9 protein-coding genes and 1 riboswitch are annotated in these 13,507 nt (G+C 69.9%); of the genes, 8 read left to right on the top strand and 1 reads right to left on the bottom strand.

Annotated elements, in window-relative coordinates; translation table 11 throughout:
- The first annotated feature begins 90 nt into the window (after positions 1-90).
- Positions 91-705 carry a hypothetical protein gene (locus tag AB5I40_RS43120; protein ID WP_370935950.1) on the top strand — a complete coding sequence of 205 codons (615 nt, stop codon included), beginning with the start codon at positions 91-93 and terminating at the stop codon, positions 703-705.
- On the opposite strand, the gene AB5I40_RS43125 is transcribed toward AB5I40_RS43120, so the two are convergent.
- Complete coding sequence (locus tag AB5I40_RS43125) at positions 650-1,438, bottom strand: ArsR/SmtB family transcription factor (RefSeq protein ID WP_370935951.1); 789 nt, start codon at positions 1,436-1,438, stop codon at positions 650-652. The two genes, AB5I40_RS43120 and AB5I40_RS43125, sit on opposite strands and share 56 nt — an antisense overlap.
- A gap of 64 nt (positions 1,439-1,502) precedes the next feature.
- Here AB5I40_RS43125 and AB5I40_RS43130 point away from each other — a divergent pair, with 64 nt between their 5' ends.
- From AB5I40_RS43130 to AB5I40_RS43160, 7 genes are all read left to right on the top strand, one after another.
- Positions 1,503-2,846 carry an MFS transporter gene (locus AB5I40_RS43130; RefSeq protein ID WP_370935952.1) on the top strand — a complete coding sequence of 448 codons (1,344 nt, stop codon included), beginning with the start codon at positions 1,503-1,505 and terminating at the stop codon, positions 2,844-2,846.
- Positions 2,847-3,080: 234 nt separating this feature from the next.
- Positions 3,081-6,242 (top strand): isoleucine--tRNA ligase, encoded by a 3,162-nt coding sequence (ileS, locus tag AB5I40_RS43135; RefSeq protein WP_370935953.1) that lies wholly within the window; start codon positions 3,081-3,083, stop codon positions 6,240-6,242.
- Between the two features lie 208 nt (positions 6,243-6,450).
- Entirely contained in the window at positions 6,451-7,842 is a 1,392-nt protein-coding gene (locus tag AB5I40_RS43140) for an amino acid permease (RefSeq protein WP_370935954.1), read from the top strand.
- 71 nt (positions 7,843-7,913) lie between these two features.
- Positions 7,914-9,572: a penicillin-binding transpeptidase domain-containing protein gene (locus tag AB5I40_RS43145; protein WP_370935955.1), complete on the top strand. Its 1,659-nt coding sequence runs from the start codon at positions 7,914-7,916 to the stop codon at positions 9,570-9,572.
- Positions 9,573-9,612: 40 nt separating this feature from the next.
- The gene (locus tag AB5I40_RS43150; RefSeq protein ID WP_370935956.1) at positions 9,613-10,308 is read left to right on the top strand and encodes an ArsR/SmtB family transcription factor; all 696 of its coding nucleotides are present in this window, start codon (positions 9,613-9,615) and stop codon (positions 10,306-10,308) included.
- A gap of 115 nt (positions 10,309-10,423) precedes the next feature.
- Positions 10,424-11,887 (top strand): potassium/proton antiporter, encoded by a 1,464-nt coding sequence (locus AB5I40_RS43155; protein WP_370940718.1) that lies wholly within the window; start codon positions 10,424-10,426, stop codon positions 11,885-11,887.
- 96 nt (positions 11,888-11,983) lie between these two features.
- Positions 11,984-12,098, top strand: a riboswitch (SAM riboswitch).
- Positions 12,099-12,138: 40 nt separating this feature from the next.
- Positions 12,139-13,464, top strand: a complete 1,326-nt coding sequence (locus AB5I40_RS43160) for an aminotransferase class V-fold PLP-dependent enzyme (protein ID WP_370935957.1) — start codon at positions 12,139-12,141, stop codon at positions 13,462-13,464.
- Positions 13,465-13,507 lie beyond the last annotated feature (43 nt).

Raw genomic sequence — 13,507 nt, forward strand, 5'->3', positions numbered from 1 at the left:
GAGCCGGTGCCGCCACGGTGGGGAATCGGCGGGGTACGCCCCGTGGGCGGGTCGCATCCGGAAAACGGGCGGCCCGTGTTGTAATTCAGCGTGCTCTACATCGTCCTTCTTCTGGTGCTGGCGGCTCTCGGGCTGCTCGTCACGGCGCTCATCACGGGCACCTCGCTGTGGGCCTGGGTTTCCATCGGCCTTTCCGTGCTCGCCGGGCTGCTTTTGCTCGTCGACTGGCTGCGGCGGCGCAAGCGCGCGGACGCCGGTGACGCCGCGGACTCCGACGCCGAGCCGGAGCCGGATTCGGACGCCGACCCGGATTCGGAGAAGAAGGACGAGGCGGCCCCGGCCGAGGAGGACGCCGAGCAGACCGCGCTGCTCCCCGCGACGGGCGAACTGGGCGATCCGGCGGACGTGCCGGAACCGAAGGCCGAGAAGCCCGCTTCGGAAGGCGAGCCCAAATCCGAAGCGAAGGCTGTGCGCGACACTCCGCCTGGCGTGGAGGAAACGGCGCCGGAGGACCTCGAGGTGGTCAAGGAACTCGAGGACGAGGTCGTGGTCGTCGACGAGTACCCGCGCTACCACCTGGTGGACTGCGGTTGGCTGTCCGGTCGCGACACCATCCCGATCGGCGTCGGCGAGGCGCGGCAACTGGGCTTCACGCCGTGTGCGCGGTGCGGTCCGGACGCGGTGCTTGCCGCGGCGCATCGCTGACTCCCAGCACCTCTTCCAGTACCCGTGCGCCATTCTCGGTGAGCTGAACCGCTCGATGCGCCTTCGCGCGTGACCGGAGCCATCCTGCGTCCATGAACCGTCGGGTGACGGCTGCGCCCAGCGCTCCCGCCAGGTGATGGCGCTGCTCCGTCCAATCCAGACAGAACCGCAGCAGCGGACGACGGCTCTGGGTTGCCGCCTCGACATCCACGCCTAACGCGGTGAAGACCTCGTCGGCGGCAGGACCCAGCACGTACGGATGTTCTTGCAGCTGCGAGGAGATCCGGTCCCCGGGCCGACGCCGGGTGGTCGGGTCACCGTCCACAGTGGCCAGTGCGCCGCGGTCGAGCAAAGCCGCCGTCACGGTCACGCCCAGTCGCCCGGCGACGTGGTCGTAGCACAATCTCGCTGTGCGCAAGGCTTCCGCGCGCGTGCCTTCCCGCAGCGAGCGGACCGGGCGCGCCGGGGAGTGCCGGGCGAGCGCTTCCAACAGATCCGGGGCCGCACCGGCGATGCGGTAAAACCGGTGCCGGCCGGACTTTTCCGCAGTCACCAAGCCCGCCGCCAGCAGTTTCGACAGGTGCGCGCTCACGCCTTGCGCGGTCAGGCCCGCTTCACCGGCCAGGACCGAAGCCGCCAGCGATCGGCCGTCCGCGAGGGCCATCAGCACGCGGACCCGCGCCGGATCGGCGAACAGGGCGGCGGTGCGCGCGATGTCGGCGTCTCCTTCCATGCCTCCAGCATGCCCCCGGCACACTTCCACCGCGACGGAAGCGTTCCCGGTGTCTGCTGGACCCATGCGCACCGCGATCTTGTTCACCATGTGCGCCGGGATGTTCCTGGTGCAGCTCGACGTCACCGTCGTCAACGTCGCCCTCCCCACTCTCGGCAGCGAACTCCACGCGGACGTTCCGCAGCTGCAATGGGTGGTGGTCGGGTATTCGGTCGTGCTCGCGGCGTTGCTGCTGACCGGCGGAGCGCTCGGCGACGTCCTCGGGCACCGCGGCGTGGTGCTGACCGGGCTGGCCGTTTTCGGGGCTGCTTCGGCGGCGTGCGGGCTGGCGCAATCGGCGGGCTGGCTCGTCGCGGCTCGCGCGGTGCAGGGCGTCGGGGCGGCGTTGTTGCTGCCGGGCACGATTGCCGTGATTACCGGGACGTTCCCCGGACGCTCGGAACGGGCTCGGGCATTGGGGATTTGGGCCGGGATTTCGGCGCTCGCGCTGCCCGCTGGACCGTTGCTGGGCGGGATTCTCGTGCAGACGGCCGGGTGGCGGCCGGTGTTCTGGCTGAACGTCCCGATCGTCGCCGCGGCGGCCGTCGCGACTCGCCGGATGGTGCCGCCGGACGTCCGGAAACCGGGCCGCGTCGACGTTCCCGGGGCGGCGACCGCGGCCTTGTCGCTCGGTTCTGGCGTGTACGCGGTGATCGCGAAGACGCCGTGGGTCGGGTTGCTGGCGGTGGCGGCGGCCGTGGCGTTCGTGGCGGTGGAACGGCGTGCTGCCGAACCGATGCTGCCGTTGTCGCTGCTGCGGTCGCGGCAGACGGCAAGTGCGAACCTGGTGTCCGCGGCGATGAACTTCGTCGGCCTCGGTTCGGTGCTGGTGTTCACGCTCTACCTGCAAGACGTGCTCCGCGCGGACCCGATCGCCGCCGCGGTCGCGTTGCTCCCGATGTTCCTGCCGCTGGTCCTCGTCGGCCCGGTCTCCGGGCGGCTCACCGCGAAGTTCGGCCCGCGCCCGCAGATCGTGACCGGCCTCGTCCTCGGCGCGGCGGCGATGCTGAACCTGCTGCGGATCGGCCCTGACACCGGGTACGGCACGTTGCTGCCGACGCTGCTCGTGCTCAGTGTCGGGATGGGACTGCTGACCGCTGCCGTGGTGACCGCGGCAGTGGCCGACGCGCCGGGGGAGCGCGCGGGGATCGCGGGCGGGATCAACAACGCGGCCCGGCAGGCCGGCGGCGCGCTCGGGGTGGCGGTTTTCGGTGCGGTGGCGGGAGAACCGGCGGCGCACGCGGCGTTCGTGCACGGCCTGCATCTGCTCGGGTTCGTCTCGGCGGGGCTGTGGCTCGCGGCGGCGGTGCTCGCGGCGGTGACGGTGCACGCCAGGGCAGGGCGAAAGCGAGTTGCGGCGACGGGTTAATCTGGTGTCAGCAAGGCGTCGATCCGGCCATCACCGGGGAGCCTCCGGAAGAACCGGGCGCTCGCCGCCCGCAGTAGAACCGGACGGGTGCGGCCCGTGACAGCCGTGCGAACGAGTGGCCCGGGAGCAGCGTGCCGGGCAAGCGGGGTGGTACCGCGTGACGCGCGAGCGTCTCGTCCCCGTGTGGGCGGCCGCCGGTCGCCCGTACGAGCGACGAACGCAAGGAGCACCCGGATGTACCCCCAGGCTTCGCCGGGCGGAGAGACCACGGTCCCGTCCCAGCCGTCGTTCCCCGCGCTGGAGGAGAGCGTCCTCGCGTACTGGGAGAGCGACCGGACTTTCCAGGCGACCATCGACGCCCGCCCCGAGGGCACCAACGGCGACAACGAGTACGTCTTCTACGACGGCCCGCCCTTCGCCAACGGCCTCCCGCACTACGGGCACCTGCTCACCGGGTACGTGAAGGACATCGTCCCGCGCTACCAGACGATGAAGGGCAAGCACGTCGAGCGGCGGTTCGGCTGGGACACCCACGGCCTGCCCGCCGAACTCGAGGCGATGCGGCAGCTCGGGATCACTGAGACGACCGAGATCGAAGAGATGGGCATCGCGAAGTTCAACGAGGCTTCGCGCGAGTCCGTGCTGCGCTACACCGACGAATGGCGCGAGTACGTCACCCGCCAGGCCCGTTGGGTCGACTTCGACAACGACTACAAAACGCTCGACGTCACCTACATGGAGTCGGTGCTCTGGGCGTTCAAACGCTTGTGGGACAAGGGACTCGTCTACGAGGGCTACCGCGTCCTGCCCTACTGCTGGCGCGACGCGACGCCGCTGTCCAACCACGAGCTGGGCATGGACGCCGACGTCTACCGCAACAGGCAGGACCCGGCCGTCACGGTCGGATTCCGCCTGGAGGGCAACGACAACGAGCTCGACGGCACCTATCTGCTGATCTGGACCACGACGCCGTGGACGCTGCCGTCCAACCTCGCGACCGCCGTGCACCCCGAGGTCGAGTACGTCGTCGTGGAGAACGACGGCAAGCGGTTCCTGCTCGCCGAAGCGCGCGTGGCCGCGTACGCCCGTGAACTCGGCGAGGAGCCGACGGTCGTCGCGCACTACACCGGTGCGGACCTGCTCGGAACCCGTTACGCACCGCCGTTCCCGTACTTCGTCGGCACGGAGAACGCGCACCGTGTCCTGTCCGCGGACTACGTCACCACCGAGGACGGCACCGGCGTCGTGCACATCGCGCCCGCTTACGGCGCCGAGGACAAGGTGGTCACCGACGCGGCCGGGATCACCCCGGTCACGCCGGTCGACGAGCACGGCAAGTTCGACGCCACCGTGCCGGATTACGCCGGGCAGCAGGTGTTCGACGCGAACCCGAACATCGTGAAGGACCTCAAGAACGGCACCGGCGGCGCGGCGGCGCAGGGCGCGGTGCTGCTGCGGCACGAGACCTACGATCACTCGTACCCGCACTGCTGGCGCTGCCGGAACCCGCTGATCTACCGCGCGGTGTCGTCCTGGTTCGTCGCGGTGACGCAGTTCAAGGACCGGATGGTCGAGCTGAACCAGCAGATCACCTGGTACCCGGAGAACGTCAAGGACGGCCAGTTCGGCAAGTGGCTGGAGAACGCCATCGACTGGTCGATCTCCCGCAACCGCTACTTCGGCACGCCGATCCCGGTGTGGCGCAGCGACGACCCGGACTACCCGCGCATCGACGTCTACGGCTCGCTCGACGAGCTGGAGGCCGACTTCGGGGTGCGGCTGGACAACCTGCACCGGCCCTACATCGACGAGCTGACCCGGCCGAACCCGGACGACCCGACCGGCAACTCCACCATGCGCCGCGTGCCGGACGTGCTCGACGTGTGGTTCGACTCCGGGTCGATGCCGTACGCCCAGGTGCACTACCCGTTCGAGAACGCCGACTGGTTCGAGCACCACTACCCGAGCGACTTCATCGTCGAGTACATCGGGCAGACCCGCGGCTGGTTCTACCTGCTGCACGTGCTCGCGACCGCGCTGTTCGACCGGCCCGCGTTCCGCACCTGCGTGTCGCACGGCATCGTGCTCGGCTCCGACGGCCAGAAGATGTCGAAGTCGCTGCGGAACTACCCGGACGTCAACGAGGTCTTCGACCGCGACGGGTCCGACGCCATGCGGTGGTACCTCATGGCGAGCCCGATCCTGCGCGGCGGCAACCTCGTCGTCACCGACCGGGGGATCCGCGACGCGGTCCGCCAGGCCGTGCTTCCGCTGTGGAACTCGTATTACTTCCTTGCCCTGTATGCGAATGCCGAAGGCAAGCAAGGACAGTGGCGCACGGATTCCACGCACCTGCTCGACCGGTACGTGCTCGCGAAGACGCACGAGCTCGTCACCGACGTCGAGGCCGCGATGGACGGCTACGACATCGCGGGCGCGTGCCAGACCGTGCGGGACTTCCTGGAAGTGCTGACGAACTGGTACGTCCGCCGTTCGCGCGACCGGTTCTGGGCCGGCGAGCAGGACGCGATCGACACGCTGCACACGGTGCTGGAGGTGACCTGCCGGGTCGTCGCGCCGCTGCTGCCGCTCACCACGGAAACGGTGTGGCGCGGGCTGACCGGCGGCCGTTCGGTGCACCTGACCGACTGGCCGAACGCGCTCGACCTTCCCGCCGACGCGGCGCTGGTGACCGCGATGGACAAGGTGCGGCAGGTGGCGTCGTCGGCGCTGGCGCTGCGCAAGGCGAACAAGCTGCGGGTGCGGCTGCCGCTGGCGAAGCTCGTCGTCGCGGCCGAGGACGTCGAACCGCTGCGCGGGTTCACCGAGATCCTGCGGGACGAGGTGAACGTGAAGTCGGTGGAGCTGACCACCGACGTCGCGGCGCACGGCACGTTCGAGGTCGCGGTGAACGCGCGGGCGGCCGGGCCGCGGCTGGGCAAGGCCGTGCAGCAGGTGATCAAGGCGGTCAAGGCGGGCGACTGGACGACGAACGCGTCCGGGGCGGTCGTGGCGGCGGGCGTCGAACTGGTCGAAGGCGAGTACGACCGGCGCCTGGTCGCGGCCGGCGGCGGCGCGGCGGCCGAGCTGCCCGGCGGGGCCGGTCTGGTCGTGCTGGACACCGAGGTCACCGAGGAGCTGGCGGCCGAGGGCCTGGCGCGCGACCTGGTCCGCGTGGTCCAGCAGGCCCGCCGCGAGGCCGGTCTCGACGTCGGCGACCGGATCTCGCTGACCGTGGACGCCACCGACGAGGTGAGCGCGGCGGTGCGCAAGCACGAGGAGTTCGTGGCCTCCGAAACGCTCGCGACGTCGGTGTCCTACGGCGAGGTGGCCGAGGGCTTCGACGGGACGGTCGGCGAGGGCGTGAAGGTCCGCGTGGCGGTCGCGAAGGCGTGATCCGCCTCCCGCGAGCCGGGTCGTTGGGCATTCGCTCCGCGTGGCCGCGGTGAACGTACGTGAGGGGAACCCTGACGGAATCAGATTCCCTCAGGGTTCCCCTCACGTACCTCAGCGGGAGCCGGGAAAGCCGCGCGGCCCAGCCGGTGCCGCCGGACGGGCGGCCCTCGGCTCCTCCGCGCGGGGAAGCGTCTGCTAGGGATTTCCCATGACTTCAGAAGCCGCCGCCGAACCGGCCGTCGAGGGGCTGGCCGCCGGCTTGCGCCAGCGGCACCTCGCCATGCTCGCGATGGGCGGCGTGATCGGTTCGGGATTGTTCGTCAGCTCCGGCGTCGGGATCAAGCTCGCGGGGCCTGGCATCGTGCTGTCCTTCGTGCTCGCGGGCGCGCTGGCGATGCTGGTCATGCGCATGATGGCCGAAATGGCCGCCGCGATCCCGGCCAGCGGGTCGTTCTCGGTGCACGCCGAGCGCGCGTTCGGGCCGTGGGCCGGGTTCGCCATCGGCTGGCTGTACTGGGCCGCTTTGGTCGTCGTGCTCGCCGTGGAGGCGACCGCGGCCGCCATCATCGTGAACAGCTGGCTGCCCGGCATTCCGCAGTGGGCGCTGGTCCTGATCTTCATGGCCGTGCTGACCGCGGTCAATTTCACCGCGGTGTCCCGATTCGGCGAGCTCGAGTTCTGGCTGGCGCTGATCAAAGTCGTGGCGGTCGTGGCATTCCTGGTCCTCGGCGTGCTCGCGTTCCTCGGGGTGCTTCCGGGCACGTCCTTCGTCGGCACCGCGAATCTCCTCGGCCAGGGCGGGTTCCTGCCCCACGGATGGCAAGGCGTCGGCACCGGGTTGCTCGCCGTCGTCTTCACCTTCGGCGGCCTGGAAGTGGTGACCATCGCGGCCGCGGAATCCGACGATCCCGCGCACGCCGTCGGCAAGGCGGTCCGCAACGCGGTCGTGCGGATTTCGGTGTTCTACATCGGTTCCATGCTGGTCATCGTCTCGCTCCTGCCGTGGTCGAGCGTCCAAACCGGACAGAGCCCGTTCGCCGCGGTGCTCGAGCGGATCGGGATCCCGGCGACCGGGCAGATCATGAACGTCGTCGTGCTGTTCGCCTTGCTGTCCACGCTGAACAGCAACATGTACGGCGCGGCGCGCATGGTGTATTCGCTGGCGCGGCGCGGACACGCTCCGCGCGCACTGACCAAAGTGGACCGTAATGGCGTGCCTGTCTTCGCTGTCGCGGCCTCGGTGTTGTTCGGCTTCGTCGCCGTGGCGCTCAACGCGCTTTGGCCGGACACCGTCTTCCAGTACCTGCTGAACGCGGTCGGCTCGGTGCTGCTGATCGTGTGGATCATGGTCGCCTGCACCCAGTTGCGAGTGCGGCGGCAGCTGGAACGCACCGCGCCGGACAGCCTGACCGTGCGGATGTGGGGCTTCCCGTACCTGACCTGGGTCACCCTCGTCGCGATGGTCGCGATCCTGGTGGTGATGCTCGGCGACCACGACGCCAGGATCCAGCTGATCAGCTCGGCAATCCTGGTCGCGGTGCTGGTCGTGGCCGGGATCTGGTGGCAACGCGCCCGCCGGAAGGCCTACCGGACTGTATAACGACCTATACGGCACCGCATTGATCACGAATTTGTCGCGTTCTCCGAGGTAACACCCGGTTCCGTGCAGCGATGGGCAAGCTGAGCCAGGGACGCGGGCGGACCGCGTGGGGCGAGGGGGATGCGACGGTGAGTCCTGCCGGGAAGAAGGGCGTGCTGATCGGCGGCGCGCTGGCCGTGGTCGGGATCGTGGTGGCGGCGGTCGTGCTGCTCAGCGGCGGGGGATCGACGGCGGCCTCGCCAGGTTCGGAGCCTCCATCGACCGCCGCGGAGCCCAACGATCCGACGTCGGCGGCCCGCGAGTATCTGCTCGCCTTCGGCGCGAAGGACGCCGACACGGCCAGCAAGGCCACCGATGCTCCGGCGGACGCCTCCTCCGCGCTCCAGGACGCGTGGGCGTCGCTCCGGCCCACGCAGTTGACCGCCAAGCTCGGCGACGTCGGCGCGGCGCAGGGCGACAAGACCACGGCGGGCTACACCATCACCTGGAACCTCGGCCCCGGCCGCACCTGGACGTACACCGGCAACCTCGGCCTCGTCCAGGCACAAGGCAAGTGGCGGGTCCACTGGGCGCCGACGGTGCTGCACCCCAAGCTCGAAGCCGGACAGCGGCTGGCGATCGCGTCCTCGGACGTTCCGGCGGTGGTCGACCGCGACGGCAAGCCGCTCGTCGTCTCCGGCAGCGGCGGGCTGAAATTGGCTGATGACAAGGCGTTCCCGTTGCTCCGTTCAGCGCTCACCGGGCACGGGCAGGCGTCCGAAGCCTTCGCGGTCGAGCGCGTGGACGCGTCGGGCAAGAGCCAGGAGACGCTGTTCGGCAATCCCGAAGGCGACCACAAACCGGCCAGCACCGGGCTCAGCCTCGCGACTCAGAACGCGGCTCAGGCAGCGGTGGACGGGTATCGCGGCAAGGCGGTCCTCGTCGCGATCCAGCCGTCTTCCGGCGACGTGCTCGCGGTGGCGCAGAACAGCAACGTCACCAACGCGGCGTCGGCGTTCAGCGGCCAGTACGCGCCGGGCTCGACGTTCAAGATCGTCACCGCGACCGCGGCGCTGGAAGCGGGACTGGTCACGCCGGATTCCTCGGTTCCGTGCCCGCTGACCGACCGGATCGGCACCCGCACGCTCTCCAACGAGGGGTTCGACCTCGGCACGACCACCGTGCACAAGGCGTTCGCGAAGTCCTGCAACACCACGTTCGCCCGGCTCGCGTCGCAGCTGCCCGCCGACGGGCTCGCGAAGGCGGCCACCCAGTTCGGCCTCAACGCCGACTTCGGGATCAGCGGCCTGTCCACCGAGCTGGGCCGCGTCGACCCGGCGGCGAACGCCGACGAGCAGGTCGAGGACGGCATCGGCCAGGGAAAGGTGCAGGTCAGCCCGATGGGAGCGGCGGTGATGGCGGCGACCGCGGCGTCCGGCCGCAGCGTCGTGCCGAAGCTGTGGGCGGACGGCACCAAGGTCAACACCGGCTACACCCCGCCGCCGGGCTCGGTGCTGTCGGCGTTGCGCGGGATGATGCGCGAGGTCGTCACCGGCGGCACGGCGACCGGGCTGGCGCACTCCGGCTCGGTGTTCGGCAAGACCGGCACCGCGCAGTTCGGCGACGGCGCTGAGGCGCACGGCTGGTTCGTCGGCTACCGCGGCGACCTGGCGTTCGCGGTGTTCCTGGAGGGGGCCAACGACTCCAAACCGGCCGTCTCGCTGGGCGCGAAGTTCCTCGACGCGCTGTAGTTCGGCCGCGGCCGAAGCATCCGCGCTCTACCTTAGGAGCATGGAAACTGTCGCCTTGGCCGAAGTCGCCGCCGTGCTCGCCGATCCGAGCCGCGCGACCATGTGCCTCGCGCTGCTCGACGGCCGCGCTTGGACGGTCGGCGAACTGGCCGCAGCGGCGCAGATCGCGGTCTCGACGGCCAGCGAGCACGTGACGCGGTTGGCCGAGGCGGGGTTTGTGGCCCGGGTGAAGCAGGGGCGGCACGCGTACGTGCGGCTCGCGAATCCGCGGGTTGCCGAGCTGATCGAGCATTTGGCGCAGCATGCCGAACTCAAGCGGCCGTCCGGGCTGCGGACTTCGTTGCGGGTACAGCGATTGTCCTTCGCGCGCAGTTGTTACGACCATTTGGCGGGCACGCTCGGGGTCGCTCTGCGGGACGGGATGGTCGAGCGGGGCCTGATCGACGTGTCGGACGGGCTCGCACTCACCGACACCGGACGCGAGGTGCTGGCCGATCTCGGCGTGGCGGTCCCGGATCGGCCGCGCCGGCCGCTGCTGCGCGACTGTCTCGATTGGACAGAGCGGCGCGAGCACCTCGCCGGCGTGGTCCCGGCAGCGGTGCTGGAGCGGGCGGTCGAGGCGGGATGGCTGACGCGGGACCAGCAGCGGGCGGTCCGGGTTCTGCCCGGTGCGAGGGGGCCGTTCGCCGCGCTCGGTGTCGATCTCGCGACGGTGAGTGCCGCCCAGGCGTCGTAACACACCTGGGTGGTCCCCCGCACCGGTGGTGCGCGCTCGGGAACCGGACACTGCCTCACTATTCTGGACGCCTGCGGGCGACCGGGAGGGAGGCGGGCGAGTGAACGAGCTTCCCATGGTGCTGGGCGTCGGCGCGCTGGTTCTGGTCGTCTCGGTCGTCGCGGTGCGGGTGTCCATCCGGCTCGGATTCCCGTCGCTGCTGCTGTATCTCGGGATCGGCGTCGTGCTCGGCGAAGCCGGGTTCGGCATCCGCTTCGACAATCCGGCGCTCACCCAGTCCCTCGGCCTCGCCGCGCTCGTCCTGATCCTCACCGAAGGCGGGCTCACCACGCGCTGGTCCGCGGTGAAACCCTCGCTGGGGCCCGGAATCCTGCTGTCCACAGTGGCCGTGGTGATCAGCATCGCGGTCACCGGCGCGGCCCTGCACTGGCTGCTCGGCCTGGATTGGCGGCTGGCTCTGCTGTGGGGCGCGGTCCTCGCGTCCACCGACGCCGCGGCGGTGTTCTCCGTGCTGCGCACCGCCGGGGTCGGCAAACGGCTCGTCGGCGCGCTGGAGCTGGAATCCGGCATCAACGACGCGCCCGCCTACATCGCGGTCGTCGTGCTCGCCTCCGGCGAGGCGGTCGACTGGTCGCTGCCGCTGCTGGTGGTCTACGAACTGCTCACCGGCCTCGTGCTCGGTCTCGCGTTCGGCTGGCTGGGCGCGCAGGCGCTGCGCCGGGCCGCGCTCCCGGCGACCGGTCTGTACCCGCTCGCCACGGTGGCGGTGTGCGTGCTCGCGTACTCCTCGGGGCAGCTGGCGCACGCGTCCGGCCTGCTCGCGACCTACGTCGCCGGCCTGGTGCTCGGGAATTCCAAACTGCCGCACCGGTCGGACACCCTGTCGTTCGCCGAAGGACTCGGCTGGCTCGCGCAGATCGGCTTGTTCGTGCTGCTCGGTCTCTTCGCGTCGCCGACTCGGCTGCTCGAAACGCTGATTCCAGGCCTGGTCGCGGGTGCGGTGGTGCTGCTGCTCGCCCGGCCGCTGTCGGTGGTCCTGTCGCTGCTGCCGTTCCGCTTGCCCTGGCGAGACCAGGCATTCCTGTCCTGGGCGGGCCTGCGCGGCGCGGTGCCGATCGTGCTCGCGATGATCCCGCTGTCCGAAGGAGTGCCCGGCGCACAACGGCTCGTGGACGCGGTTTTCGTGCTCGTCATCGTGCTCACCGTCCTGCAGGGCGCGACGCTGAGTCCGCTCGCGCGGATCCTGGGGCTCACGAAGGCGGCGCAGGCGCACGAGATCGAGGTCGATTCCGCGCCGCTCGACGAACTCGGCGCGGAACTGCTGCAGGTGCGCATCCAGAAGGGGTCGAAGCTGCACGGCGTGTACCTGTCGGAGCTGCGGTTGCCCGCCGGTGCGACAGTCAGTCTCGTGGTCCGCGGCGGTACCGGCTTCACGCCGCAGAAAACGAGCCGGTTGCAGGTCGAAGACCAGCTTTTGGTGGTCACGACCGCCGCCGACCGCGACGCGACCGAACGGCGGATCCGGGCGGTTGACCGGGCCGGTCGCCTCGCGCGTTGGCACGGCGAATCCGGGGCCTGAGTCCTCTGTCCTTTGTGGACGCTCCTTGTGACTGCCGTCTCAGATCAAGAGACGGGTCTGGTTTCTTTCGGCGGTTGTCCGCTATCGTCGGTTACAGGTCATGAGTGCCAGCGCAAAGCCCCGGCTTGCTGGCCGGCAACCCTCCTACCGCGGTGGGGTGCCCCGGGTGAGGACCAGGCCGGTCGCGCAGCGCGACGGGCAAGCGCGGGCCCCTCGCCGGGGGTCCCCCGGAACGCCGAGGAGGCGCCGTCGTGACTCTCGCACTCGACCGGTCCACTGTTGTTCCCGCTGTTCCCGCTGTGGCTGGTGCGTCGCTGCGGGTGCCGCTGGTGACGGGCGGCGACATCGGTTACGCCAATCTCGATCACGCGGCCAGCGCGCCCTGTCTGGACGCGGTGCGTTCGGCGGTGGACGAGTTTCTTCCCTGGTATGCCAGTGTGCACCGTGGGGCCGGGTTTGCTTCGCAGGTCTCGACGCGGTTGTACGAGCGGACTCGTGGTGTGTTGCGTCGGTTCGTGGACGCTCGCAGTGGCGACTCGGTGATCTTCACTCGCAATACGACTGATGCGTTCAATCTGCTGGCGAAGGCGTTGCCGCGTAAGACTTCTGTGGTTGTTTTCGACAGTGAGCACCATGCCGCGTTGCTGCCGTGGCGGGGGCCGAATGTCCGGCGGGTGCAGTTGCCGCGGACTCGGCTCGCCGCGGTGTCCGTTGTGGACGAAGCGCTGGCGGAATGCCCGCAGGGGCCTCGGTTGGTGGTTGTCGCTGGGGCGTCGAATGTGACTGGCGAGTTGTTGCCGGTTGCCGAGATTGCTGCGGTGGCTCGGAAGCATGGGGCTCGGGTGGCGCTGGATGCTGCTCAGCTTGCGCCGCATCGGCGGATTTCGTTGCGGGAGTTGGATGTCGACTACGTCGCGTTGTCCGGGCACAAGCTGTACGCGCCGTTCGGGGCTGGGGCGTTGGTCGGGCGCAGCGACTGGTTGCGGGCGGCTGAGCCTTATCTCGCTGGTGGTGGGGCGACCAAGCTGGTGACTGAGGAAGCTGTCGTGTGGAACACCGGTGAGGAGCGACACGAGGCTGGGTCGCCCAATACCGTTGGGGTGTACGCGCTTGGGGTGGCTTGCGAGCAACTGGCGGCTCAGTGGGATGCCATCGGGGCGCATGAGGCTGCGTTGCTGGAGCGGTTGCGCAAGGGGCTTGAGGGGTTGCCTGGGTTTGCCGAGCTGCGGTTCTTTGACGCGCCGGTGGATCGGGTTGGCACGGTGAGCTTTGTGGTCGACGGGTTTGAACCTGGGTGGATTGCTGCGGTGCTGTCGGCTGAGTATGGGATTGGGGTGCGGGACGGGGCGTTCTGCGCGCATGTCGCGGCTCGGCGGTTGATTCGGGAGGCCGGCGGAGAGGGGCAGCAGGCGGTTCGGGTGAGTCTCGGGTTGGGGAGTACCGAGGAGCACGTGGATCGGTTGGTGCTGGCGTTGCGGCAGATCGTGGCTCGGGGGGCTCGGTGGGAGTACGCGAAGGTTGACGGGCGGTGGGCTCCGGTGGGGGATACTCGGGAGTTGCCGGGGTTTTGTGTTTGACGGTGTGGGTTTTGGGGTGATCGCTTCAGGGTGATGTGCCGGG

It is taken from the genome of Amycolatopsis sp. cg13, assembly GCF_041346965.1.
In the GTDB taxonomy this organism is placed as follows: Bacteria; Actinomycetota; Actinomycetes; order Mycobacteriales; family Pseudonocardiaceae; genus Amycolatopsis.